Origin of the sequence: Psychrobacter sp. BI730, assembly GCF_013414195.1 — a bacterium.
In the GTDB taxonomy this organism is placed as follows: Bacteria; Pseudomonadota; Gammaproteobacteria; order Pseudomonadales; family Moraxellaceae; genus Psychrobacter.
On record NZ_JAATTV010000017.1, the window covers coordinates 13,044 to 39,995 of the forward strand.

Sequence of the window (26,952 nt, forward strand, 5' to 3'; positions counted from 1 at the left end):
GCCTACTCCTCTACTAGCGCATGAATAAGTGTTTCCATTCCCATGGAACGAGAGCCTTTGAACAACACAGTACAAGGCTTAGCTTGTTGCGCTTGCAAATACGGCTGTAAATACTGTAATAAACTGTCTTTGTCAGCAAAGGCATGAGCACTGATATCAGACACTTCTTGCGCACCCGCAACGGTATAAGGGGCATATTCACCAACACAAAGCAGCACATTGATACCAGTAGTGGCAATGGTACGTCCCAAGCTTTGGTGCTCACTGACTGCCGCATCTCCCAGCTCACCAATATCACCCAAGACCATGACTTGGGTGCCCGTTTGCGCCGCCAGTACTTTGGCTGCTGCGCGTACCGAATGTGGGTTGGCATTATAAGTATCATCAATGAGACGATGCATACCAAGTATCTGGCTATTTAGACGACCTTTAGCAGGACGCGCATTTTCAAGCCCAATGACGATATCACTCACTTCAATATTTAGCGCATGCGCGCAGGCAGCAGCAGCCAAGGCATTATTGACATTGTGTTCACCTGCCAATGGCAAGTTGATATCATGGACTTGGTTACCGATATGTAGCTTAAATTCGCTACGTTCAGGCTCTACGTCTAGATGGCTTGCACTCACATCCGTATTACCAAAGCCAATCACATGTGAGGTATGCTTTTCAGCGATACGGCGTAGCTGATTGGTAAAATCATCCTTATCAGGAACGATTGCAAACTGCGCGTCCGTCAACGTATGGTAAATCTCAGCCTTGGTTTGGCAAATACCTTCACGGCTACCAAACTCACCCAAATGCGCTGTACCGATGTTTAAGATACAGGCCACATCAGGCTGAACGATTTCAGTCGTATAAGCAATCTCGCCAATATGGTTTGCGCCTAACTCTAAAATAGCATAGCGATGATGGTCTGATAGCTCAAGCAACATCATTGGCACACCCAAATCGTTATTGAGGTTACCACGAGTGATCAAGGTCGGTGCCAATCTACCAAAAATACTGCCAAGCATTTCTTTGCAAGTGGTCTTGCCGCTAGAGCCCGTAATAGCAATTACAGTCAAATCTGTATGCTGCTGACGACGATACGCTGCCAATTGACCTAGCGCCAAACGAGTATCGCTGACTACCAATTGCGGAATAGCATTTGGACCTGACAACGAGATAGGACGCGAGACGACAGCGGCAACTGCGCCTTTTGATACTGCTGTCTCGATGTAATCGTGACCATCAAAATTATCGCCGCTTAGCGCCAAAAATATATCACCTGGCTTTATCGTGCGGGTATCGGTGGCTATACGTTTACTGGACAAGGCCGTCTGCTCTGCTGTATGGCCTTGTGGTAGTTGCCACTGCCCATCGAGCGACGTGGTCGCTGCGAGCAGATTGTCCATTTGCCAGACATAGAGTCCTTGCGATTGGGCAGTATTATCGGTGTCGGCTGTCATAATGATTACCTTATATGATGACTACTTAATTTTTATATTTAATGATCAATTTTTACTAATGCATGTAACGCGAGCCAATCAATTACACACGTCCCGCTTGATTCAATGCCTGCTGCAAAACAACACTGTCATCGAAATCATAACGAACGTTGTTAATCTCTTGATAGGTTTCGTGACCTTTGCCTGCGATGACAACGATATCATCTACACCTGAGTGACTAACTGCATACTCAATAGCGGTTTGGCGGGCAGGTTCAATATGGGTTCGTTGATATTGCTCAGCTGTCATACCAGCCTGCATATCTTGCAAAATTACATTTGGGTCTTCGGTACGTGGATTATCCGCAGTCAGAACAACTTGATCAGCACCTGCCAGACCTGCTTGTGCCATCAACGGTCGCTTGCCTGCATCACGATCTCCGCCGCAACCAAATACTGCCCAAAGCTGACCTTTACAGTGGGTTTTTAAGCTTGCCAGCACTTGGCTTAGAGCGTCTGGAGTATGCGCATAATCAACGATAAAGCAGCCATCATTTGACGGTACACGCTGCATACGCCCAACTGCACCTTGCAACTGTGCAACAGCAGGCGCAATACGCTCAATATTTATAGCCAAGTCAGTATCAAGTGCTACGACAGCTGCGATCGCTGCGAGCAAATTGGCTACATTGAAGCGACCTAATAATGGACTGACAATCTCTATGTTGTCAGTTCTCTCATTACCAAAATCAGTGCGCAGATTTATTTTGACGCCTTGCAGACTTGGTATGATATCAGCGGCAACAAAAGTAGCAATTTTTGATGAATCCAAACTGTATGTCCATACCGTTAAACCGCTGGCGTTTGCCATCTCTAACATAACCTGAGCGTGCTCATCATCGATATTGATAATGGCATGGGTTAAATCTGGGAAATGAGCTTTATCAAACAGCTTTGCTTTGGCAGCGGCATATTCTGCCATATCGGCATGATAGTCTAAATGGTCACGACTCAAATTGGTGTAAATCGCTACAGTGACTGGCATACCTTGTAGACGTTGCTGGTCCAACCCGTGAGAGCTGGCCTCTAATGCTAATATTTCTGCTTGCTCTGTTCCCATTTGATATAGGAACTGCTGGACAGCTAACGCATCGCCCGTGGTATGGCTGGCTTGCACCAGAGCACCAAGTCTACCATTACCTGCAGTACCCATTACTGCGCTACTCTGATCCATCAATTGAGTAAGCTGTGCTACTAATTGACTGATGGTTGTTTTACCATTCGTACCAGTTACCGCAACCACAGTCGGTAGAGTCACTGGCTGCTGATATTGGAGGCGCGCTTGAATTAAGCTACCTAAAAAGTCACGAATATTAGGAACGTATAATACATGGCATGATAATGCTGCTAGTTGCTGCTGTGCATTAGCAATACTATCTGTCTGCGGTTCATTAATGGTATTTGAGGAATTATCTGCTTCGCTAAGCAAAATACTAGGGTCAATCTCTGAGAGAATAAACGCGGCTTGTTCAGCGGCTTGCAGTAAATAGTCGCGACTTTTTTCAGAATTGGCTGTTTGACTTTTTAAAAGGACAAATACGTCATTCGCTTCCAACTGGCGATTGTCTAAGCGAAACTGTTGAAACGGAATATGGGCAATAGATTGAGCTTGATCTAAACTCGCCTGATTAGATGCTTTCTGAATCGATGTTGCTATCATCGCTGTAAGCTGCTCAGCCAGTTTTTGCTGCTGGCTTTTATTGGCATTTATAAGCTGTTGTAAAGTAACAGTAGCGCTATCTAGCGATGATATAGTCATAGATAAATCCTAAACAGTTAAAACGTGTCAGCTCAGTAGAACTGGACATTTAAAATAATTGAACGCTTACTGCGCTTCCGTTTTTAGTGGCTTATCCAAAGGCACGTTATACAATCGCAATGCTTCTTTCATTACATTATGGAAGACAGGGGCGACCGTTAGACCAGCATAAATCTGACCACGCGGGTCTTCGATAAGCATTACGCCTACCAGCTTTGGATTGGATGCAGGTGCCATACCAGCAAAGACGTTACGATACTGATCCGTATAGTAACCACCGTCTGGATTGATACGGCGTGACGTACCTGTCTTACCTGCCACACGATATCCATCAATGGCAGCGGCTTTTGCCGTACCACCAGGCTCAGTCACGCTCTCAAGCATCTGTACAATCGACATTGCCTGCTCATGCGCCATAATACGTTTGCTTGGCTGCGACTTATCATCTTTAATTAAAGTTAATGGATGCATGACTCCACCTGCTGCTAGGGCTGAGTACGCCTGTGCAACCTGTGCCAATGTCACTTGCAGACCATAACCATAACTGACCGTTGCACGGCGCGAGGTTTCTTTCTCTTTTGGCGTAACGATTAGACCACTGCCCTCACCTGGGAACTGCAAAGGTGTCTTTGAGCCAAAGCCAAACTGTCGTTGCATATTACTAATAGCATCGGCTGGCAGTGATAGCGCAATCTTGGTAGAGGCAACGTTACTGGATTTTTGTAGTAGCGTGGCCATGTTAATCATGCCCAAATTATTATGATCTCGAATGGTATAGCCACGTACGCGAATCGAACCAGGATTGGTATCAATTAAAGTGGTTGGCGTATACTTTCCCGAGTCTAACGCTGCCGCCACGGTAAACGGTTTCATCACCGAACCTGGCTCGAACACATCTAACAGTGCGCGGTTACGCTGATTTTCACCCGTCATCTCATTAAGGTTGTTCGAGTTAAACGACGGCCATGTCGATAACGCCAATACTTCACCAGTTTGCACGTCAACGATCATACCTGTTGACCAGCGTGCTTTTTGTAAGCGTCCAGCTTTTTCTAGCTCTTTATACAGCAAATACTGTAAGCGCGAATCAATCGTCAATGCCACATCTTTGCCAGGTACTTCTGGCTCGATCTGTTTGATTTCTTTTAGGCTGTTTTGTTTGGCGTCTTTTAGAACCAGTACTTTTCCGTCATCACCTGCCAGATCTTTTTCGTACTGACGCTCAATACCAGCACGGCCTTCGTAACCGCCTTCAGGATCTTTGGCGTTTTGACCCATAAAGCCCAGCAGCTGCGCATTAGACTGTGGCTGCGGATAATAACGCTGAAAGAAATTCTTTTCGTAGACGCCAGGGAAATCAAGCGAACTGACGCTTTGGGCAATCTCAGGTGTGACCTTATTAAGCAGTGGCAAATAGTGCGATCCTGCGCCAGATGGCAAAGCAGCTTTTACCGCTTTCTCATCGGTCACATCGATACTGTCATCAATGGCCGTGACTTTTTTCAACTCATCGACCGAGATATTGGCAGCAGCGGCTAGCTTTGTCAGGTCCATATTATCTAGACGCTTTTGCATACGCGCCTGTAATTGTGGACTGCTAGGGTTGGTGATGATAATGCGCTTTAGCTCGTAATATTCACGAGAATAATCATGCGGACTAAACGAAACTGTCGCGAGCGGCGCACTGACTGCAAGCGGTAGATTATTACGGTCGGTAATCATACCGCGATAGGATTTTTGGGTGCGCTCACTGGTAATGAGCTCATTGCCTTTGTCTTGATAGAACTGTGCATTAGCAACCTGAATATAATAAGCGCGGCTAATCAGTAGCGCTAATATGACCAGCGCTAGACCCCAGACCATACGAAAACGGTTTTTGTCTTGTTCGAAACCACCGAGAGCTGACGCACCTGACGCTTTGCTCGAAAAAACCATTTTACTTTTGCGATTTTTTACACTGGTATAAGCGCCTTGGGTGTCGCTTTTTTTGATGCGTCCAAACAATTTTGCCTTACGATTGCTTGCAGCTTTATCGGGCTTGCTGCTCGTCTGACCAGATTTAGCCGCACTGGCTCGGCGGAGAGGTTTGGTTACCTTGCCGCTGGCTGGTTTTTTGCTGGTGTTTTTTGCGGTGGATTTAGGCTTTTTCTCACTCATTGTCCTGCCTCCGTCGCTGGTTCTTCAGGAGAAATATCGGTAGAGACACGTGGCCCGATGACGTCAGATGCATCCTCATCTGAGTCTTCTGTAACCACTGGCACCAATGCAGTTGCGACGCCAGGTTGGATAATCAGCTTATCCTTTAATGTTGGTGAATACATACCCAACTCAGCAACCGCTCGACTGGCAATCTGCGGAGTGGCGCTAAAGGTCTGCTGCTCAATCAATAGACGCTGATGCTCTACTTGTAGCTTACGTTCTTGTTTTTTCATGTCTTGCAAGGTTTTGTAGTCCTGATGATATTGCTGAACTTCTTCGGCAGTTTTGATACCACTCCATACAATCGTGGCTGCCAATAGCAGTAGCACGACCACATAAATGCTCACCACATTAAATCGGCGCACGAACAGCTCGCCGACATCGGTATTATAAGGTGTAGCAGTGCGGCGATTCGCAGGTTTGTCAGATATTGCCATGACGATCTCAAAAAAGTGAACGTAAACGATAGAGTAGATAACGGATTGCGAAAGATGAACGTGTCATTATTCGGTCATACCATCGATAAATATAAAACCAAAGACACTTATAAATGTAAAAACTAAACTCAAAAAACCGAATGTAAAAAACACATTCAATAGCTAATATATTCAGGAGCCATAAGTCATCACAACTCATGGCTATCAATAGGTCATACCAAAACCAAACACGTTGCATGGCTGTACTACATATAAAGCCACTCAACTATTAAGCAGATAAAAACCAACTGCTGAGCCTAACAGACAATATTTACAGATTTTTAACAGTGGCGTAGCCATTAGGACATTTGCGCATCATTTAGACAAACATTAGCAATCTTAGACTACTCAATAATCATATTCGACTATGACTTATGCCGTCATGATGTTCTTCTATAGCCCTGTTGCCTGCTCATAAGTTGTGTCAGTACGCGTTGCCATACGCAGCCATGCACTACGCGCGCGCGGGTTTTGACTCGTTTCAGCTTTGCTTGGGCCAACACGTTTCGGCTTGCTAAAATAGCGCGGGCGATTCGGCGGCATTGGCAGGTTTTCGTCTTCTGGATACTGCCCTTTGCTATGTCGCTGCAAGAACTGCTTGATACGGCGATCTTCTAATGAGTGAAAACTAATGACTGCAAGCTGTCCACCTGACTTTAAGATAGGAATACTTTGCGCTAAAAAGTCATCAACATCGCCCAGCTCATTGTTAATAAAAATACGCATGGCTTGAAAGCTTTGTGTGGCTGGATGTTTACCGCGTTGCCAGTTGGGATGCGCTACTTTGATCACTTCTGCCAATTCAAGCGTAGACTCGTAGCTCTCCATCTGTTTGATAGCGCGTGCAATACGGCGGCTATGACGCTCTTCGCCAAACTCATAAAGCACATTGGCCAACGTTTCATCATCGACTGTTTCGAGCCATTCGGCAACTGACTGGCCACGACTGGTGTCCATACGCATGTCTACTGCCCCGTCACGCATAAAGCTAAAGCCGCGACTACCGTCATCAATCTGCGGTGATGAAATGCCCAAATCCGCCATCAAGCCATCAACTTCACTGATGCCCATAGCAGCCAGACTGTCGGTCAACGTCGCAAAACTATCATGCACCACACGCACACGGCTGTCTTTGCTTGCCAGCTCTTGCGCCACGCTGATGGCTGTCGGATCTTTGTCAAAGACAATCAGTGTGGCGTCATCTGCGAGTTGACTTAATAGCAGTCGGCTATGGCCGCCACGGCCAAAGGTCGCATCAACATAGATACCACTTATATTTAAGCTATTTTGGTCGCCTTCTTTTTGCTTAGGCAAGGATTTTACACCCAGTACTGCTGCGACAGTCTCTTGCAGCAGCACCGCATCATGGACAAAACTTAATTCATCAGACGTGATATCGCCCTCATGACGGGCGTGAGTAACATCCAGATCGACATCTTGCGTAGACGCATCCTTTATAACAGAAGGATTGGACACTGACTCAGAGAGATCAGCGGCGGCAGAAGGACTGGCTTTCGATTTTGGCTTAGACTTTGATAGGGACACAAACAACTCAATAGATGACGACCGTACTGGCCAGTAATTAGATGAAAATAAACAAGTTATGACTTGCTTAGCATTATTATCGCAAGGATACACCTGTAGTCAAGCACTAGAAGGGCTTTTCATTAAAAATATCACATGTCTCTGTTATACTAGCGCTATATTTTACGCTATTTCTTAACATCGACTTCATATCTTTCATCGCTATTTATACTGATAGCTTATATCGATAGCAAACTTTGAGACTTTTATCATGCAAACCTCTACTGACAGCACGCGCCCTGTACGTACGCGTATCGCCCCATCACCAACTGGCTTCCCACACGTAGGTACTGCCTATATTGCCCTGTTTAACTTGGCTTTTGCCAAAGCTCACGGCGGCGAATTCATCTTACGTATCGAAGACACTGATCAGACTCGCTCGACTGAGCAATCAGAACAAATGATTTTGGACGCCCTACGTTGGGTTGGTCTGGATTGGAGCGAGGGCCCAGATATTGGCGGCCCACACGCCCCTTATCGTCAGAGCGAGCGTAGCGATATCTACAAAAAGCACGCCGAGATACTCATAGAAAAAGACCATGCGTTCCGCTGTTTTTGTACCAGTGAAGAGTTAGACGCTATGCGTGCTGAGCAAATGGCCAATGGCGAAACCCCACGTTATGATGGTCGCTGCGCTCATCTTGCTCCAGAAAAAACTGAGCAATTGGTAAGCGAGGGCAAACCGCATGTGATTCGTATGCGTGTACCGGCCGAAGGCACTTGTCAGGTACAAGACATGTTACGTGGCACCGTTGAGTTCCCTTGGACTCAAGTCGATATGCAAGTACTGCTAAAAACAGACGGCATGCCAACGTATCATTTAGCCAACGTCGTTGATGACCACTTGATGGAAATCACCCACGTCATGCGCGGTGAAGAATGGCTGAACTCTGCGCCTAAGCATCAACTGCTATATGATTATTTTGGTTGGGAAATGCCAACGCTTTGCCACATGCCGCTACTGCGTAACCCAGATAAGTCAAAACTGTCTAAGCGTAAAAACCCAACCTCTATCACCTACTATCGTGATGCAGGCGTGCTACCTGAAGCGCTGCTAAACTATCTCGGTCGTATGGGCTACTCAATGCCCAATGATGCTGAGCAGTTTACGCTAGAAGAAATGATTGCCAGCTTTGACATTCAGCGTGTGTCGCTTGGTGGCCCTATCTTCGATATCGAAAAGCTAAACTGGCTCAATGCAGAATGGCTACGTGCGCTTAGCCCTGAAGAGCTAAAGAATAAAATCCTTGAGTGGGCCAGCAACAGTGACAAGCTAACCGCTATCGCAGCGGCGATTCAGCCACGTATCGAGCTATTGTCTGATGCGGTTAATTGGGGTGGTTTCTACTTCCAAAACCTACCTGACATCAATGCTGAGAGCTTCACTCATAAATCACTCACCCCTGAGCAAATTATCGAGATGCTGCAATTAGCGCTTTGGCAATTAGAAGTCTTACCAACGTGGTCAGAAGAAAATATCTACGCCACGCTAAAAGGCCTTGCTGCGCATCTAGATATTAAGATGCGTGACTTTATGGCGCCGTTCTTTATCGCTATCGCTGGTAGCACCTCATCGACGCCAGTCATGAACTCTATGGCGATTATCGGCGCTGACATGACCTTGACTCGCTTGCGTCACGCCGTTGATGTATTAGGTGGCCTCGGTAAAAAGAAACTGAAAAAACTTGAGAAACAAGCGGCAGAATTGCCAGACTTTTTGGCTGCTGCTGAGTAGTACTGCTGGAGCTTTCATTATTAAAAATCACCTAAACTCCTACTCGTCGAAACATTCTTGAAAGAAGTTTATTCTGTAAATTAAGATTAATTAGCGTGGGTTTTGCAATAGCAAAATTCACGCTTTTTCTTATCAAAAATTTGAGTTTCTCAATAAAACTAAAATGTTGTAGACTCTTACCTAAGCCTTACATATTTTAATTCATTTGGAGATGAAAAATTTGAAAATTACAAAGCTGTTAATATCATTATTTCTAGGCAGTATGATTTCAACACAAAGTTATGCCACAGAAATCGAAAGATATGTGTCTTGGGATGACCTTAAAAATGGTAAAGCATTAATTGAGTATAAGAGTGACTATGATGACGAAGTTAAGTATTTTGAAGCTGAGATCAATCACTCAAGAACAGGAAATCAAAGAATCTATTTTACTGATCATTCTTCCTTAGGAAATAGTACTTGCAGCTATGAAAGTACTATTCCTAAAAATAGTACGATTATATTTAATGGACAAGCTGTAAAAATGTTGCAGTGGTGTAAAAAGTATAATGATACAGGTAATTTCTATCTAAGTATGACTCCTGAAACAGATCGTGGACATAGTTACGTTGTTAACCTGTTTAAGATAGCTATCTCACCTATTGAGATTCAGTTTAATAATGAAAAAACATACTTTCCTGTAATAGGCTTTACTAAAGCATGGAATAGTGCCGGTGGTAATGCTATCTAATAGTCTATTTCGAATAGTATGTTTGTAAAACTCACAAGTTCTAGATAAGAACCTATAAAATAGATGGGCTGTATATTTTATAACTCACTAAACCTTCTTATGAACTGGAAACAAACATGGCCGCAAAAACCGTCACAATAGAAAGCAAAGACTATGTCTTTAACACGCTAAAAGAAGCCCAAAAATATTATGATGCCATCGTAAAGGAGCTTTTTGATGCAACTCTAACCCTGACCAAGGGCCAAGACTTCGAAGATTTAAAATGGATATACAGCACTTACTGTAGTTACACCAAGCATAATCTAGATAAATTGGGCAAATATGACATCATTGGCGTCAAAGGTATAAGAACGATCCGAGAAAAAGGCGGTCAATATATGCCAACTGAATGCTGTGCGATTATTTTTTCTGATGGTAGCGAAGAAGAGTTTTATACCGATAAAGCCCTAAAAGAGATTGCACTTAAGCAAAATCCACGCTAATTTGGGCTTGTTGAGCCTTTAAAACAGGCTAAATCACTTTTTTTTGCATATTTATGAATTATTTTTAAAATAGTGGTTGACAAGACTGCCGCTCTTACATAGAATATGCACACTCTTAGCGAGGGGCTATAGCTCAGTTGGTAGAGCACTTGCATGGCATGCAAGGGGTCAACGGTTCGACTCCGTTTAGCTCCACCATACTTATTTATAGCAACGCTCAGTATTACTGAAACGTAATAATAAATACTCGCTAGTAGGACGATATCAGCACCTAGGCAATGCTTATTTACTAAGCTATCTGATATTGTGAAGTACCGTTGTAACCACTGGTTATAACACTCTATGCGTCCCCATCGTCTAGAGGCCTAGGACACCGCCCTTTCACGGCGGTAACGGGGGTTCGAATCCCCCTGGGGACGCCACTATTCGGCGTCACTTACTAGCACTTTTGCTTAGCATCAGATTAGACTAGTAAGCGAACAATAAAAAAGCCCAGTCATCATACGGTGACTGGGCTTTTTTATGTCTGTCATTTCTCAACATCCTCTATTCTATTGTCGTTAGCTTATTATTAATCGCTGCTAGCTTACTGTTGATAGCACTATTGCCAACCTATCTAATACTCGTTAATATCGACCTGATAAGCATATTTATAAAATACAGCCACATACTATAAATGATGGGGCTTGGCGTGATTAAAGGGAAGTGATTGCGATGTTTGGTATCGAGAATTATCTAGGGTTTATCTTGGCGGCTATTTTGTTAAACCTAACGCCAGGTACGGATAGCATGTACATCATCACCCGTAGTATTTCACAGGGGCAAACAGCAGGGTTTTATTCTGTTCTTGGCATTACTTCGGGTATTTTGGTACATACGTTATTGGCAGCGCTAGGATTGTCCGTCTTACTTGCCAACTCCCCTACCGCTTTTATGATCGTCAAATATATCGGTGCGGCTTACTTGTGCTATTTGGGTCTAAAAATGCTACTGAGCAAAAACTCGAGCTCGATAGCAAACAATTTATCCAAAGATCCGAACGTGACTAGCCGAAAGTCTGTAGATGGTTGGCAAATATATAAGCAAGGTGTGTTGACCAATACTTTTAATCCAAAAGTCGCTTTATTTTTCTTGGCGTTCTTCCCGCAGTTTATCGACGCTAGTTATGCTTATGGCATGCTGTCATTTTTGATGTTGGGACTGACTTTTGCCACCACTGGCTTTATATGGTGCTTGAGTTTGGCACTGCTGGCGTCAAAGTTCAGCAAAAAACTAAGAGAGAATCCAAAAATTGAATCCATGATGAATAAAACAAGTGGTGTCGTATTTATGGGGCTAGGAATTAAGCTGTTGACTGAAAAGGCTTGAAGAGTAAAGTAACAAGAATAAAAAACGTCTTCCATAGAAAAGCCCAACCCCCTACTTTGACGGAGATTGGGCTTTTTGTCATATAAAGCTTAACTAACTACTAGCCTGCTTCTTTGCTCTCAGCAGCTAATTGACGTAGTACATAGTGCAATACACCACCATGACGCACATATTCGCGCTCTTTTGGCGTTTGTAGACCGACATTTACCTCAAAGGTTTCTGCCGATCCGTCAGCACGCGTAGCCGTAACCGTGGCTGTTTTACTCTCACCATTATCTAGACCTGTGATGCTCAGCACTTCAGAACCATCTAGTTTGTATGTCTCTGCGTTTTGACCGTCTTTAAACGTCAATGGCAGCACACCCATACCGACTAGGTTTGAACGGTGAATGCGCTCGAACGAGCTGGTCAATACGGCTTTTACGCCTAGCAGGATGGTACCTTTAGCTGCCCAATCACGGCTCGAACCAGAACCATACTCTGATCCACCAAGTACGACGAGTGGACGCTTGTCTTCTTTATACTTCATCGCTGCGTTATAGATAGGCATTTCTTCCCCATCTTGTAGCGTAGCGCTGTCATCTTTGAAGTAATAGGTATAGCCACCTTCTTTACCGCCCATCATGGTGTTTTTGATACGGATATTGGCAAAGGTACCACGAGTCATGACTGCATCATTACCACGGCGCGAACCATAGCTGTTAAAGTCTGCTTCCATCACACCGCGCTCTTGCAAGTACTTACCTGCTGGTGAGTCTGGATCGATATTACCTGCTGGTGAAATATGATCGGTGGTGATTGAGTCACCAAATAGACCTAAAATACGCGCACCTTCGATATCAGGAATGCCTTCTGGCTCCATGGTCATACCATCAAAGAACGGTGGGTTTTTGATATAGGTTGACCCTTCATCCCATGGATACAATTGGCTATCCGCTGAACTAATTGCGTTCCATGCGGCACTACCATCAAATACTTCGCCGTAGTTTTTGCGGAACATGTCAGCATCGATATTATTGGCAATTAACTCGTTAATTTCTTCTGAAGTTGGCCAGATGTCTTTTAGGAATACATCATTGCCATCTTGATCCTGTCCTAGTGGATGGGTGGTCAGATCGATATCGACTGTACCGGCTAGCGCATAGGCAACCACTAGTGGTGGTGATGCTAAGTAACTGGCTTTGACATGCGAGTGAATACGACCTTCAAAGTTACGGTTACCAGACAGTACCGCTGCTGCGACTAAGTCGTTTTCTTCAATGCCTTTTTCGATCTCTTCTGATAATGGCCCTGAGTTACCGATACAAGTGGTACACCCGTAACCGACGAGGTAAAAGCCTGTCTTTTCTAGCTCATCCATCAGATGGGTTTTTTCTAAATAGTCGGTGACCACTTTAGAACCCGGTGCGAGCGATGTCTTCACCCAAGGCTTGGCTTTAAGACCTTTGGCAGCAGCTTTCTTAGCCACTAGACCTGCACCAATCATTACCGCTGGATTGGAAGTATTGGTACAAGAAGTAATAGCAGCAATAACTACCGACCCGTCTCGTAGTTTGTGTTGTTTGTCATCGATGCTGACATTTGAGAAGACATTATTTGCTGGCGCGTAACCTGCATTGTCATCACTGGTATCAACTTCGATATTCGGTTCAGCCGCTAAGTGTTCAGCTTGCTCTTGCTCGCCGCCTTCTTGATCAAAGCGTACTTTGCCTTCTACTTCTGACTTGCGATCTTTGGTCATTTTTTCTAGCGTTTCGCCGAACTTCTCATGCATATCAGACAAATTGATACGCTGCTGTGGCAAGTTCGGACCAGCAAGTGCTGGCTGTACTGACGACAGATCTAGTTCTAATTTGCTTGAATAAGTCGCCGCAGGTGTATCGGCATCGTGCCATAAGCCTTGCGCCTTAGCATACTTTTCAACCAACTCAATCTGCTCTTCATCACGGCCTGATAGACGCAGGTAATCAATCGCCATTTGGTCAATTGGGAAAATACCGCAAGTCGCCCCATACTCTGGTGACATGTTGGCAATGGTGGCGCGATCCGCTAGCGGCATACTGTGTAAGCCTTCGCCATAAAACTCGACAAACTTGCCCACTACGCCATGTGCACGCAACATCTCAACGACACGTAGTACCAAATCGGTCGCCGTGACGCCTTCGGTTAGCTTGCCTTTTAGCTCAAAGCCGACCACTTGTGGAATCAGCATCGAAGACGGTTGGCCTAACATCGCGGCTTCAGCTTCGATACCGCCCACACCCCAACCAAGCACACCAATACCATTAATCATCGTAGTATGACTATCTGTACCAAATACCGTATCCGGATAAGCTGTCAGCTCGCCATCAACGTCTGCTGCCATCACCACACGGGCTAAATACTCAAGGTTAACCTGATGCACGATACCTGTCGCTGGCGGTACCACGACGAAGTTTTCAAAGGCTTGCTTGCCCCAATGCAAAAACTCATAGCGTTCATTATTACGCTTAAATTCAATTTTTTCGTTCAAATCTAGCGCATCTTCGCGGCCATAAGCATCGACCTGTACAGAGTGATCGACAACTAGCTCACTAGGGATAAACGGATTGATCTGCTCAGCCTTACCACCAAGCTCGACCACTGCATCACGCATCGCCGCCAAATCGACTACTGAAGGTACACCAGTGAAATCCTGTAATACCACACGCGCTGGCATAAAGGCGATTTCTTTTGACGCCTCAGCCCCTGCATCCCAGTTGGCAACCGCTTCGATATGGTTTTTACCAACTGACTGGCCGCCGTCCTCGTTACGCAATAGGTTTTCTAATACCACTTTCATACAAAATGGTAGTGTCTTGATATGCTCATAAGTTTCGGTCAGCTTCGGCAGGCTGTAGTAGGCATGTTCCTTGCCAGCAACCGAAAGGGTGTCTTTTACATTAAAAATATCACTCATGATAGCTTCCTTATCGTTGTTATAGATCCTAGACATAAATTATTATAAGTTTATGTATAACGGGTGGCTCAATAGATGATCGATATATCTTTAATCAGCAAAGCAGTTTTATTAAACTGTCTGATGTGACTCTGTGTTAACAAAAGAGATAACCATCTCTTTCCTGTTTAACAGAAACGTCCTTTTACCATAACAAACATATGAGTCTTTGTTAACGTCTGGACGTTGTCAAATCGTGGCACAATCGTAAACGTAACAAAGGTTTGGCTAACCAATCCTAAGTGACTCATTCCTATTTATTTCTTATTTTTCTGACGACGTCCACTGCGAAATACATAGCTATCTTCATAAAAGTCAGTATTGGTATTTTCTGCCCAAAAATGCGGCACGCCTAAAATAGGAAGCGGCGCAAGCTGGCGCGGTGTCACGTCATCCTTTGACAGTAATGTGTCCATGTATTCGGCAACCTTGTCATCCAAATAGCTCATACGTTCAGCTAAGGATAGGGTAAAGAATTCTTGTGCAACGTGAATGACAATGCTGTGAGCGCATAGAGGTTTGCGAGGATGTACCAACTGCTCTAGCAAGGCATGCCCAAAGATATAGACTGCGGCTTGAACATTTGTATTTGGTTGTGCTGGGTTGTCCCATTTAGCACGTGGTTTCACCAAACTTGCCTGCCAGTCAAAATTGACTAATGCTTTACCGATATTAGCATCAAAAGTCACTAGCACCGCCCCATTCTCATCAAAGACAGTAATAGTGTCGCGCACACGCCCTCGACGCTCACTAATACCTTGCTTAGCGATTTCTAGCATATGGTGATAGTTTAACACCGCTTTGGTCTTTGGAAAGGTCAGCCAAATACTGCCATTAAACAAGTCATGTAAGTTGTCACGCGTCGGGATATTGCCAGTTGTGCCGATGAAATGTTCATAGGCTTCCCCTTCAGGCAATGCATTTTGAGAGACGAACTGTAGCGTCTGAGATTTGTGGTCATGAGCAGGTTTAGTATGTGGTAACGGCTGTTGCAAATGTTCAGCCTGCTGCATCATCGCCGTTTTTAAGACTTTGGCAATCGTGTCAGGCGTATTGATGTCAGAAGCATTTATATCGTGCTCATCTAAACTATCCGATTCACTTAAGCTATTCTGCTGACTTGGCCTACTAAGATGCTCAATGCTGTTGCTGAGGTAATGTAGTTGAACGATATGTGACAACCATGGTGCTTGCCAATCAATATCAGCAAAGCTGTTATCAAGCTGACCTTCTACTACCGGCAGCTGCTTAGTATGAGTATCAGAGTTAAGTGTGGCGGGTAAATCATTGGCAGGCATAGAAGCTCTCTCTTACGGGCTATCTCTATTAGACGTATGGACGGTCTATGGTATCATGGTGCGCTTTTTTACTGCTAGATACGCCGCTCGAAAGGACTTTTTGAGCGCTATGGATGAATGAGTTTTATGGCAAATTTTAATACCCACTTAAATGTCGCCTTTATGGTCAGCGGCACACTGAGTTTGACGGTTTATAAAGCTGGATTGATTGATGATTCAGGGTTTTTGGTGTGCGTAGCGCTTGGTACTATCGGTGGATTGCTGCCAGACTTGGATTCTGATAATTCAACACCGATTAAGCTCGGTTTTAATATCACCTCGTTCATATTTGCTTTTGGTCTGGTCATGCATTGGCGTAGTGACTTGAGCTTACTGGCATTGATAGTATTGTGGCTAGCAGGCTACGGTTTCATGCGCTACGTGGTTTTTCATATTTTTACTACTATGACGGTGCATCGCGGCGTCATCCACTCTGTGCCGTATATGGCGATACTGGGATTGGGTCTGACGTGCCTAAGTTATTATGGCTTGCACCTACCACTGACGACTAGCTGGTTTTATGGGCTGTTTTTATTTGGTGGCGCGATGGTGCACTTATCATTGGACGAGCTGTATAGCGTCAATCTGTCCAATATGAAAATGAAACGTTCATCGGGCACGGCAATGAAATTTTATCAGCCAAAAGACAAATGGTGGTATCTGCTTTTATATACTATTCTGGGGCTACTGGTGTATGCCGCCCCACCTTTTGAGATGTTTTGGTCACGACTAAGTGATCCTTCAGCATGGGCGCAGCTCAAAGTCGGCATATTGCCAGAATTAATAAAAAGCATGCTGCAATAAAGTTATCATAAGACCACTGAGCCTAAACGAATAAACCCAAACAAAAATTAGAGTAAAACATGCAATCTTACCCAAGTACTTGCCCTTGCCAAATCAATCCAACACCAGATACGACAAGCTCTACTTTATCCTACCAAGACTGCTGCCAGCCATATCATGATGCGTTTTATAATGAAGAAGTAGATGGTTCAAAAGTGGAAACAGCCGAACGGCTTATGCGTACGCGCTATAGTGCCTTTGTGCTCGTAAAGCCAGAGTATATCGTTAAGACCACAGTGCCTACGCAGCAAAGCTTTCTTGATGTCAATGCGATTGAGAGTTGGGCAAAAGAGACAGATTGGGCAGGATTAGAGATTGTAGAGCACACGCCAAAACTTGGTAAACGTCATGCACAGGTTGAATTTAAGGCTTACTTTAATGCAAAAGATAATACCGCTAGTTTAGAAGAAAAAGTACAGGCACACCATGAACTGTCTGCTTTTGTAAAGGTTACAAACAAAGCTAATCATGATGCGCGCTGGTACTTCTTAGATCCGACGATTGCGATGACTGTGACACAAAAGCAACCGTGTATTTGTGGTTCTGGGGAGAAATTTAAACGGTGTTGTGGGGGTTATTTGTAAGCTATGCTATGTCCACTCGTTTTTACTCAATTTTCCTAAGAAAAAACATTAGTTTAAACTTATCGAGTTTTAGTACAAGTTGTCATATATTTAGTTGGTGTATTCACAAACCTCAAGAGATAACTATGAAGCCATTATTCTTTGCAGCTTTTTTTGGTATTGTCATAGGACTATCGGGTTGTGCTACCTCATATAAAGCTCAAGGTATGAAAGGTGGCTTCTCAGATACTCCTCTTGCAAAAAACACGTATGCTGTCAATTTTCAAGGTAATGGTTATACTTCTGAGAGTAAAACAAGAGATTTTGCTCTTTTGATGGCAGCTGAAATAATGCAAAACAATAATTATCCTTACTTTATTGTTCTGCAAGGAGATACAAGTACCATTGCTAAGAACGTTGAATGGTCACAAACTCAGCAAAACACTTTGATAAATAGCTACAGTGGTGTAACACGCATCAATACATCAACATCTGCTCCTGTCACATCTGTAGTATCTAAACACGATACTCAAGTCGTAGTAAAAGGTTTTAATTTATCTAATGTTCCTCAAAATGCACTATCAACACAGCAAATTATCAGCTCAATCAAAGCAAAGTATAAAATAGATGATTAAATAAAGAGCGAATATAATTCAATCTAGTTAAAATTTTATAGTCATACTTCTTAAAAAACTTTCTTAAAGTAGATTATTTCTATAGGAGTTTGACCATAACCTTTCGTTATCTTCTCTAATAACTCAAAATAGAAGCAACAGCTAAACACTCGCCCCAACCGCGCGTGCAATCGCAATGCCTTCGTCCACTGTTAAAAACTTGCGCTGGCTTGGGCTGTCTTTATAAATGACATCACCGTCTTGAAAAATTAAGCACTCATTGACGGCCAACTGTTGCCATTTTTCATTTTCAGTCAATGGCACAGTGACCAAAATCGTGACTTTATCTGTGTCTGTAGTCACATCACCAAAGTTAATCGCCATATCATCATCAGCGAGTTTGGCTTCACCAAATGGCGCTTTACGCGTGAGATAAAACAGTAAGCTGCCCGCATAAGCCAGTTGCCACCTGCCATTCGATATTAAGCAATTAAATAACCCATTGGCAGAGAGATAACGACACTGCGTGGTCAAAAAATTAAACAGTGTTTTGTCATCAGGACGCGATTTAAAGCTACTTTTTAGACGATTGACCAGATAGCAAAATGCCATCTCAGAATCAGTTGAACCGACTGGCTGACAGTGTGAGGCGTTGCCGTTATCTTGCAAGCGCTGACAACGTTTGATAAATTCGCTATTCATCTGCCCATTATGAGCAAATACCCACTGCTCGCCCCATACTTCACGGACGAATGGATGAGTGTTGGCCAAGCAGTTCTGCCCTTGCGTCGCTTTACGAATATGCGCAATGACATTCATGGCTTTGATTGGGTAGTTATTGACCAAATCGGCGACTGGTGACAGGTGGCTTGGACGATTATCATGAAACAAACGCAGACCCGTTGAGTCATTTGCCGTCTCATCGTTGGTTTTGTCATTATTGCTGCATTCGCTGCGCTCAAAAAAGGCAATGCCAAAGCCATCTTCATGACTGTCCGTCATCCCGCCGCGCTTGCGAAATCCTGCAAAGCTAAAGCCAATATCCGTTGGGGTATTACAGTTCATTCCTAAGAGTTGACACATTTAATCGTTACCGCCATTGTTATTATTGAGCGAATCATCGTTTATGCTCGGTTCATCATTTATTGTCGAGTTGCCTTGAATAGGGTTGCTTTGAGCGGCAGATAGCGCATCAAAGTCAGCATCACTCATTTCATCCAGTAAGGCGGCACCATCAGTTGGGATGGTATCCAAAATGCGCTGAGCTTCTGCCAGATCGGTACTTTCTACCCAAAGAACGATACCCGAGTTCATACCTGGGATAGCGCTTAGCGGTTGCAAGGACACGGTAATGCCGTTATTACGTAGTAGGTTTGCGTGCAGCTCACCCTGCATATTGGTATCGTAGCGCGCCAGTTTGTGCCAGTTATCAAATTGATCGGTCATGGGGTCGCCTCTAAGGTTTCGGTGCTAAAATTATTACTAGCATTGGTACTAGAATAAATGAATAAGCAATGCTTACGATAATTGATCTAGCATATATTCTTTGATTGCAAACTCACTACTATTTAATGTTTCCTGCGCTTGCTCAGCTTGCGAGATACTGCTAAATACACCAACTATTTGATTGTCTGGTTTGCTTAATAGTACAAATACGGTATTTTGCGACTTTTCAACATGCGCCCAATGATAAGCGGCCAAGCGTTTCATCAAGTCAGGATTTTTGACCATGATGTTATCACCCGTACGGCCTTCGGTACGATTGTAGTGAATCACATTTAGGCGTAATAACCAGAAAATCACTGCCGCTTTTGCCAGCATAACAGGTAGTGCACGGTTTTCATCGTTATTTAACGGGCGTATCGATTCATAACCTTGTAATAACGCCGCCATTTTACTGCGGTCAAAGTTAACGGATTCGCCTTGTTCTGCAACGCCCCACGTGGTACAAAAATCATTGATAGTAATAGCAATATCCATCACATAATGCTCGACACTGACTTCGGTAAAGTCCAACAGACCCGTCAAACGCGCTTCGCCTTTTTGTAGATTCCATAAGGTATTGTCGGCAAACATATCTAGATGACACAGGCCTTTTGGCAAGGTTGCCAGTGGTAATTCCGAATAAGAGCGCCAGATATCGCTCATCAGCTTAGCTTCGTCACCTGGCATAAACTGCATTTCACGGTCGCGCACGTCTGCCCATGGGTACAAAGGCACGCCATACTGCTCACTTGGTTGTAGTGCTTGTAGCGTTTCATGCAGCATCGCTAATGCCGCGCCAATGTCATGACACATCGCTTGCGTGGTTTGATCCGGATGTGAGCCTGCTAGACACGGTACTAGCGTAATCGCTTTGTCTTCATAATGGATGACATAGCGCTTATCGTCGCCGTCCGTTTGCGAACCATTTGATTCAATAACGGCTAGCGGCGCGGCGACTGGTAACTTGCCATTCAATTGATTAAGAATAACGGCCATTTTTTCGATATCAGCGGGCGGACGCTCTTCAAATAAAGTAAATACGTAAGAGTATGTGCCGTCTACATCGTCAGTCGTTTGAATAAACCAGTTTGAGTTTTTTATCCCTTGGGTAATCGGAATGGCACGCACAAAAGACACGCCAAAGCTCTGGCAAAAGGCGGCAAACTGATCATCGGTTAACTGGGTATAGACGGACATGACATCTCACTTATAGCAATTGGATAAGAAGTTAAATAGGATAAATTTATGCGGTAATGACAGCAATTGTACCGCGCATGATAAAACTATGGTGAAAAGCGTAATAATCTTGCGAAAACCTGCCTGAAATAGCAGTGATTTTGCTAGACTAGCGCCTATGAATTGATTATAAGGTGAAAGACCCTATGTTAGCAAAGCGTATCATTCCTTGCTTGGACGTTGACAATGGCCGCGTGGTCAAAGGCGTGCAGTTTGTCGATATAAAAGACGCAGGCGATCCTGTCGAAGTAGCCAAACGCTACAACGAACAGGGCGCTGATGAGATTACTTTTTTGGATATTACTGCGACCAATGATGAGCGCGATACCACTTATCATACTGTTGAACGCATGGCAGAAACGGTATTCGTTCCGCTGACCGTTGGCGGCGGCGTACGAAAAATCGCTGACATCCGCAATTTACTCAATGCTGGCGCGGATAAAGTGGCCATTAACTCAGCAGCCGTATTTACGCCGGAGTTCGTTGGTGAAGCCGCACAGAAATTTGGTAACCAGTGTATTGTCGTCGCCATCGATGCCAAACGTGTCGCTGATATCAACGTCGATGGTATTGTCGTACCACGTTGGGAGATTTTCACCCACGGTGGTCGTAAGCCAACGGGTATCGATGCCGTTGCTTGGGCGAGCAAAATGGCTGAGCTGGGCGCTGGTGAATTACTGGTCACCTCGATGGACGGTGATGGTACCAAAAAAGGCTATGATTTGGCGCTGATGCAGCAGATTACGAGCCGTGTTAATGTACCAGTTATCGCCTCAGGCGGCGTCGGTAACCTGCAACATTTGGCAGAAGGCGTACTAGAAGGCGGCGTCGATGCCGTACTTGCCGCCAGTATTTTTCACTTCGGTGAGTACACGGTATTGGAGGCCAAAGAGTACATGGCAGCGCAAGGAATACAGATGCGTCTTTAGCACGCTCGTAATATACAAATAAAACCCAAAAAAATGCTATCATAGCGCTAACCATTTATTTTCGTTCAATTAACTAGGGCAACGCCAAAACAATAGGTGACCGAATCGATTGAACGCATCAGACTATTTAGCTATTTATTGACGCCTATATTTCAATTGAACGCTTATTAAGCAAAGGATTTTTTATGTCGAATTTACAACAGCAGCGCAAAGACGTGACTCATATCGATGGTAACTTACATCAAAACACTGATGCGCGCATTGGTATCGTTGTCGGTCGTTTTAACGGTTTTGTCGTTGAGTCATTGGTTGATGGTGCAATCGATGCCCTACTCCGTCATGGTGTATTGGGGAGCAACATTACTGTTATTCGTGTGCCTGGCGCATTTGAGCTACCACTTGTCGCCCAACGTGCTGCTGAATCAGATCGTTTTGACGCGATTGTGGCACTGGGTGCAATCATCCGTGGCAGCACGCCGCATTTTGATATTGTAGCTAGCGAGTCGGCCAAAGGTTTGAGCGCTGTGGCAATGGATTATAATATCCCTGTTGCTAACGGTATCATCACTACTGATAGCATCGAGCAAGCCATTGAGCGCTCTGGTACGAAAGCGGGCAACAAAGGCTCTGAAGCTGCGATGGTTGTACTAGAAATGATCGCTGTTTTGTCACAGCTAGATATTGATGATATCGATGAAGCGTAAGCTTTGAAGCTCAAATTTATTAGTTTAACTGGTGCTGCTATTTAGTAATAACAGCACCTCATAGCACTAGCCAGCTATCGAAACAATTGGCTACTTTTTGAATTTTCGCCGTATTTCCATACCCTTTAAAGCTTTGAATCAGCATAGCTAAGAAGTTACTTTGCTAATTTATATTTTGACTGGGTATCATCTCAAAAATTTAGGTACAGACCCCCTATGACTGACCAACTCAAGCGCGCTATTAGCGCTGCGAAAACCGCACAAGCCAATGATGGACAAGCTGAAGCTACCCGTATAGCGAGCAGTAGTGCGGGTGATCAAACATTCGATATGAGTGAGTCTTCTTACAAGACCAGTCACACTGCTATCCGTAAGGCACGTCGCTTTGCGATGCAAGGCCTATACGAATGGCTCGTCACTGATCGCCGCTTTGATGTAGATGGTAAGCTTGGCTGGAAAGCCAATGCTCCGCACGATATTGCTGCTCGCACGCGTGCAACCAATGCCATGCATACCGTCCATATCGGTTATTATCATGAAATGATGCGCGACATCCCAGAGCAGATTGAAGCACTCGATGCACTTATCAGTCAGCATCTCGATCGTGAGGTTGATAAGCTAGATACTGTTGAGCACGCTATCTTGTTGATTGGCGCGTATGAGCTGCAGAACCGTGTAGAGATTCCTTATAAAGTCGTGCTTGATGAAGCGATGAAGCTAAATAATCACTTTGGGGCGACTGATGCTCACAAATTGATTAATGCGGTACTGGATAAAATGGCTGGTGAGCTGCGCGCTTTAGAGGTGCAAGCAGATACCAATGCCAATCTACGTACGTCACAAAAAGCGGCGGCTAAACAATCTGAAGCGAGTTCGGCTGAAGTAACGGTAGCTGACAATATCGAAGCGACTGCTGAAACAGAAAGCGCGATCGTCGATGAGCCGACTGCATCAAACAAGCCGCGTATCAGTGCTAACAAAGCCAATGTTAAACGCAGTAGTGCCAGTAAAGCCAGTGCAAATATCAGTGACTTTAAGGCGAGCAAGAAGAACGCTAACGATACCAAAGACTAAGACTAACCATGAACGAGTTTGAGCTGATTGAGCGTATATTCTCACAGATGCAGGCCACACATGCACCATTAACTGGTATCGAAAAAGGTATCGGTGACGACGCGGCTGTGGTGGCATTGCCAACAGGATCACGCTTGGTTAGCTGTATTGATACATTGGTTCAAGGTCGTCACTTTCATGCTGACTGGCAAAGAGTTGATGAACTGGCATTTGCCATTGGCTATAAAGCCGTGGCCGTTAATGTCTCAGACATCGCTGCTATGGGTGCGACGCCGCATAGCATTATGCTAGCGCTGGCACTACCTGAACGTTTGGCAAAACACGAATGGCTTACTGAGTTTGCCAAAGGCTTATTTCATGCGTGCCAGCTGTTTGGCGTGACGCTGATAGGTGGTGATACCACGCGCAGCGAGCGTTTAGTACTTAGTATCAGTGCTCAGGGATTGCTATCCGCAGATACACCAGCCATTTATCGCTCAGGTGCACAAGTGGGTGATAAGGTTTATGTATCAGGCACACTTGGTGATGCCGCTTTTGCCTTACAGCATCCTGACAGCGCACAAGGTATCGAGTTAGCACATCGTCTACATATGCCGACGCCGCGTATTGCGCTAGGTGCAGCATTGGCAAAGATAGGCGCAACAGCGATGATAGATATCTCCGATGGCCTTTACCAAGATCTTGGTCATATCTGTCAGCAAAGCTCTGTAGGCATGCGCATCCATTTAGACAAGCTACCGAGTAGCGAGTCATTATCTACTGTCGATTTGTCTGATCGTTTGTTAGGTCAGCTAGCGGGCGGCGATGACTATGAATTGGCATTTACTTTGCCTGCACATATCAAACCGCCTATAGGCAACACGTCTGTTACTTGTATCGGTGAGGTAACTGCACTATCAGATCCTATAACGACAGATACCAAGTCTCCTGATAACTCACGTCTTGAACTGTTTTATCAAAATCAGCCAGTGACGCCAACTCAGCCCGTACCGTTTTTAACGTGGCCCAATCTTACTGGTTACCAACACTTTACAGGCTAATCCATGACTGATCACGACTTATCTAAGCCTGACATCCGTAAAGCAAATGACTGCCCACCCTTACCGGTCGGTGCCAGTATGCTTGACCGTGTGGTTTATTGGCTTGGGCTAGGTTTAGGTAGTGGTCTGCCGCGCCGTGCACCTGGCACTTGGGGTACTGTTGGTGGGTTAATCATTGCCATACCATTGTTGAGTTTGGGCTTTGTACCTTTTCTCATTTTGACAATTCTATCTTGTATTTTGGGCGTTTGGATTTGCGGACGCACTGCTGAGCTAATGCAAGGTCACGACGATCCGCATATCGTTTGGGATGAGTGGGCTGGTATTTGGATTACCCTACTACCCTTGTCTTATATGGGGATTGCTGACGATAACTTTTGGCAAAATGTGTCTCAAGAGCTTTCTATTTTCGCCATTGTTTTCGCTTTTATCTTATTTCGATTTTTTGATATCGTTAAGCCGCCACCGATTGGATGGGCTGATAAAAGGGTTGCTGGTGGGTTAGGCATTATGCTTGATGACATCATCGCCGGTATCATGGCAGCAGTAGTATGGGTAGCGGTTATGTTTGGCGTGCTGTTATAAGCTACCCTAACTACCACGATACTGAGCTAACTACTCTACAACCGCTAATCCCAGCAACGTTATCAATTTGAACGCTACTCTTCTGCATAGATGATTGATTTATTGTCAGCAGGTTTCATTACAAAGCCTGCACATCACAGTGTTTTTCTAACTGAACATTTGCGCTATAATCCAATATTATATTTTGTTACATTTGCGAGCCTATTATGACATCTCCTCTTTCTGTAATTATTTTAGCTGCCGGTAAAGGCACACGTATGCAATCGGCAAAGCCAAAGGTATTGCAGACATTGGCTGGGAAGTCTTTATTAGGTCATGTGCTAGATACTTGTCATCAGTTAACTGTTGATGAAACCATCATTGTTCATGGCTTTGGTGGCGATCAAGTAAAGTCAGAAATTACCAATCAATATACACAAGCATCAATTACTTGGGTTGCTCAAACTGAGCAATTGGGAACTGGCCATGCGGTCAAGGTGACACTGTCTGATTTACCTAAGTCAGGACAAAGTCTCATTCTTTACGGTGATGTACCATTGGTAAGCTGTGAGACGCTAACGGCATTAAAAACTGCCAATACTAATGGTATGTCGATGCTGACGTTGACTGTCGATAATCCATTTGGATTGGGTCGTATTAAACGCGACCAAGCAGGTAATATTGAAGCCATCGTTGAACAAAAAGATGCCGATGCTGAAGAGCAAAGTATTAAAGAAATTAACAGCGGTATCTACTGCGTCGATAATGCATTACTGCACAAATATTTGCCTGAGCTCTCTAACGATAATGCACAGCAAGAATATTATCTGACGGATATCGTCAAAATGGCAGTTGCCGATGGTATTACTATCGCAGCGATTGAGCCTGAGCATACGTTTGAGATTGAAGGGGTTAATAATCGTCAACAGCTTGCTAGTCTAGAACGCACTTGGCAACGTAAGCTAGTTGCTGACTTACAAGAAGCTGGCGTACAGTTTGCCGACCCTACTCGTGTCGATATCCGTGGTACGTTAAGCGCTGGTCAAGATGTATTTATTGACGTTAATGTGGTGTTTGAAGGTGACTGTACCTTGGGTGACAACGTCTATATCGAAGCGGGCTGTGTCATCAAAAATGCCAAGATTGGTAATGCCTGCTACATCAAACCGTATTGCGTGATCGATCGCGCTGATATCGGTGCTGGTGTTGATATCGGGCCTTTTGCGCACTTGCGTCCTGATACCGTACTATCTGATAATAGCAAAGTTGGTAACTTTGTCGAAATTAAAAAGTCGACTATTGGTCAAGGCAGTAAAGTAAATCACTTAAGCTACGTCGGTGATGCAACAGTCGGTGCAGGCGTGAATATCGGTGCTGGTGTTATTACCTGTAATTATGACGGTGCTAATAAATCACAAACCATCATTGAAGATAATGCGTTTATCGGCTCTAATGCTAGCTTAGTCGCGCCAGTGACGATTGGCGATACTGCTACTGTGGCCGCTGGTTCTGTGATTACCAAAGATGTTGATAGTAGTGCGTTGGCATTTGGTCGTGCGCGTCAGGTACAAAAAAATGACTTCCAACGACCCACTAAAAAATAATTGCTCATTGGTGGTTTAGCCAACCTCAGTCATTTTTGAATAAACCTAAGCAGTACGGCAATCTTTGTGGTGCTGCTTCATCATATTTATCTGTTGATGATTCATCATTAGTGACCAACCAAATTTTTTGATCTTGCACCATTATATATTGAACTACTA

Annotated in this window: 23 protein-coding genes and 2 tRNA genes; 15 read left to right on the forward strand and 10 right to left on the reverse strand. The window is 44.5% G+C overall.

Annotation, left to right across the window (positions count from 1 at the left end; all coding sequences use genetic code 11):
* Nucleotides 1–2: 2 nt before the first annotated feature.
* From murF to rsmH, 5 genes are all read right to left on the reverse strand, one after another.
* Nucleotides 3–1,451 (reverse strand): UDP-N-acetylmuramoyl-tripeptide--D-alanyl-D-alanine ligase, encoded by a 1,449-nt coding sequence (gene murF, locus HCZ91_RS12135; RefSeq protein WP_179799576.1) that lies wholly within the window; start codon nt 1,449–1,451, stop codon nt 3–5.
* An 82-nt stretch (nt 1,452–1,533) separates the two neighbouring features.
* On the reverse strand, nt 1,534–3,249 hold the full coding sequence (locus HCZ91_RS12140; RefSeq protein ID WP_179799577.1) for a UDP-N-acetylmuramoyl-L-alanyl-D-glutamate--2,6-diaminopimelate ligase: 1,716 nt from the start codon (nt 3,247–3,249) through the stop codon (nt 1,534–1,536).
* Between the two features lie 66 nt (nt 3,250–3,315).
* The gene (locus HCZ91_RS12145) at nt 3,316–5,406 is read right to left on the reverse strand and encodes a penicillin-binding protein 2 (protein ID WP_057762051.1); all 2,091 of its coding nucleotides are present in this window, start codon (nt 5,404–5,406) and stop codon (nt 3,316–3,318) included.
* Nucleotides 5,403–5,885 carry a cell division protein FtsL gene (locus HCZ91_RS12150; protein WP_102092109.1) on the reverse strand — a complete coding sequence of 161 codons (483 nt, stop codon included), beginning with the start codon at nt 5,883–5,885 and terminating at the stop codon, nt 5,403–5,405. Before HCZ91_RS12150 ends, HCZ91_RS12145 begins: the two co-directional genes overlap by 4 nt.
* Nucleotides 5,886–6,317: 432 nt before the next feature.
* Entirely contained in the window at nt 6,318–7,319 is a 1,002-nt protein-coding gene (gene rsmH, locus HCZ91_RS12155; RefSeq protein WP_346342197.1) for a 16S rRNA (cytosine(1402)-N(4))-methyltransferase RsmH, read from the reverse strand.
* Nucleotides 7,320–7,716: 397 nt separating this feature from the next.
* On the opposite strand from rsmH, the gene gltX reads away from it, so the two are divergent.
* From gltX to HCZ91_RS12185, 6 genes are all read left to right on the forward strand, one after another.
* Nucleotides 7,717–9,243: a glutamate--tRNA ligase gene (gltX, locus tag HCZ91_RS12160; RefSeq protein ID WP_179799608.1), complete on the forward strand. Its 1,527-nt coding sequence runs from the start codon at nt 7,717–7,719 to the stop codon at nt 9,241–9,243.
* 211 nt (nt 9,244–9,454) lie between these two features.
* Nucleotides 9,455–9,973 carry a hypothetical protein gene (locus HCZ91_RS12165; protein WP_179799579.1) on the forward strand — a complete coding sequence of 173 codons (519 nt, stop codon included), beginning with the start codon at nt 9,455–9,457 and terminating at the stop codon, nt 9,971–9,973.
* Nucleotides 9,974–10,089: 116 nt separating this feature from the next.
* Nucleotides 10,090–10,455: a hypothetical protein gene (locus tag HCZ91_RS12170; RefSeq protein WP_179799580.1), complete on the forward strand. Its 366-nt coding sequence runs from the start codon at nt 10,090–10,092 to the stop codon at nt 10,453–10,455.
* A gap of 122 nt (nt 10,456–10,577) precedes the next feature.
* Nucleotides 10,578–10,653: transfer RNA gene (locus HCZ91_RS12175), tRNA-Ala, on the forward strand.
* Nucleotides 10,654–10,801: 148 nt separating this feature from the next.
* Nucleotides 10,802–10,877, forward strand: a tRNA-Glu gene (locus HCZ91_RS12180).
* A gap of 292 nt (nt 10,878–11,169) precedes the next feature.
* Nucleotides 11,170–11,823, forward strand: a complete 654-nt coding sequence (locus tag HCZ91_RS12185) for a LysE family translocator (protein ID WP_179799581.1) — start codon at nt 11,170–11,172, stop codon at nt 11,821–11,823.
* Nucleotides 11,824–11,923: 100 nt separating this feature from the next.
* Here HCZ91_RS12185 and HCZ91_RS12190 read toward each other — a convergent pair whose 3' ends face one another.
* On the reverse strand, nt 11,924–14,761 hold the full coding sequence (locus HCZ91_RS12190) for an aconitate hydratase (protein ID WP_179799582.1): 2,838 nt from the start codon (nt 14,759–14,761) through the stop codon (nt 11,924–11,926).
* 296 nt (nt 14,762–15,057) lie between these two features.
* On the reverse strand, nt 15,058–16,098 hold the full coding sequence (locus tag HCZ91_RS12195) for a DUF3025 domain-containing protein (protein ID WP_179799583.1): 1,041 nt from the start codon (nt 16,096–16,098) through the stop codon (nt 15,058–15,060).
* Between the two features lie 126 nt (nt 16,099–16,224).
* On the opposite strand from HCZ91_RS12195, the gene HCZ91_RS12200 reads away from it, so the two are divergent.
* The 3 genes from HCZ91_RS12200 to HCZ91_RS12210 all read left to right on the forward strand — a co-directional run bounded on the left by HCZ91_RS12200 (nt 16,225) and on the right by HCZ91_RS12210 (nt 18,178).
* Complete coding sequence (locus HCZ91_RS12200; protein ID WP_179799584.1) at nt 16,225–16,941, forward strand: metal-dependent hydrolase; 717 nt, start codon at nt 16,225–16,227, stop codon at nt 16,939–16,941.
* A 59-nt stretch (nt 16,942–17,000) separates the two neighbouring features.
* Entirely contained in the window at nt 17,001–17,564 is a 564-nt protein-coding gene (locus HCZ91_RS12205; protein ID WP_179799585.1) for a YchJ family protein, read from the forward strand.
* Between the two features lie 125 nt (nt 17,565–17,689).
* A complete protein-coding gene (locus tag HCZ91_RS12210) occupies nt 17,690–18,178 on the forward strand; it encodes a hypothetical protein (RefSeq protein WP_179799586.1) in 489 nt (162 codons plus the stop codon).
* Nucleotides 18,179–18,319: 141 nt separating this feature from the next.
* On the opposite strand, the gene HCZ91_RS12215 is transcribed toward HCZ91_RS12210, so the two are convergent.
* From HCZ91_RS12215 to HCZ91_RS12225, 3 genes are all read right to left on the reverse strand, one after another.
* The gene (locus tag HCZ91_RS12215) at nt 18,320–19,240 is read right to left on the reverse strand and encodes a class II glutamine amidotransferase (RefSeq protein WP_057762068.1); all 921 of its coding nucleotides are present in this window, start codon (nt 19,238–19,240) and stop codon (nt 18,320–18,322) included.
* Complete coding sequence (locus HCZ91_RS14010) at nt 19,241–19,603, reverse strand: hypothetical protein (RefSeq protein ID WP_257020062.1); 363 nt, start codon at nt 19,601–19,603, stop codon at nt 19,241–19,243.
* Nucleotides 19,604–19,675: 72 nt separating this feature from the next.
* Nucleotides 19,676–20,839 carry a homoserine kinase gene (locus HCZ91_RS12225; protein WP_179799587.1) on the reverse strand — a complete coding sequence of 388 codons (1,164 nt, stop codon included), beginning with the start codon at nt 20,837–20,839 and terminating at the stop codon, nt 19,676–19,678.
* A gap of 185 nt (nt 20,840–21,024) precedes the next feature.
* Here HCZ91_RS12225 and hisF point away from each other — a divergent pair, with 185 nt between their 5' ends.
* From hisF to glmU, 6 genes are all read left to right on the forward strand, one after another.
* Nucleotides 21,025–21,807 carry an imidazole glycerol phosphate synthase subunit HisF gene (hisF, locus tag HCZ91_RS12230; RefSeq protein WP_101205985.1) on the forward strand — a complete coding sequence of 261 codons (783 nt, stop codon included), beginning with the start codon at nt 21,025–21,027 and terminating at the stop codon, nt 21,805–21,807.
* Between the two features lie 185 nt (nt 21,808–21,992).
* Entirely contained in the window at nt 21,993–22,511 is a 519-nt protein-coding gene (gene ribE, locus HCZ91_RS12235; protein ID WP_179799588.1) for a 6,7-dimethyl-8-ribityllumazine synthase, read from the forward strand.
* Between the two features lie 216 nt (nt 22,512–22,727).
* A complete protein-coding gene (gene nusB, locus HCZ91_RS12240) occupies nt 22,728–23,585 on the forward strand; it encodes a transcription antitermination factor NusB (RefSeq protein WP_179799589.1) in 858 nt (285 codons plus the stop codon).
* A gap of 8 nt (nt 23,586–23,593) precedes the next feature.
* Nucleotides 23,594–24,625: a thiamine-phosphate kinase gene (gene thiL, locus HCZ91_RS12245; RefSeq protein ID WP_179799590.1), complete on the forward strand. Its 1,032-nt coding sequence runs from the start codon at nt 23,594–23,596 to the stop codon at nt 24,623–24,625.
* A gap of 3 nt (nt 24,626–24,628) precedes the next feature.
* The gene (locus HCZ91_RS12250) at nt 24,629–25,210 is read left to right on the forward strand and encodes a phosphatidylglycerophosphatase A (RefSeq protein ID WP_179799591.1); all 582 of its coding nucleotides are present in this window, start codon (nt 24,629–24,631) and stop codon (nt 25,208–25,210) included.
* Between the two features lie 206 nt (nt 25,211–25,416).
* Complete coding sequence (gene glmU, locus HCZ91_RS12255) at nt 25,417–26,793, forward strand: bifunctional UDP-N-acetylglucosamine diphosphorylase/glucosamine-1-phosphate N-acetyltransferase GlmU (protein WP_179799592.1); 1,377 nt, start codon at nt 25,417–25,419, stop codon at nt 26,791–26,793.
* Nucleotides 26,794–26,952: the final 159 nt, after the last annotated feature.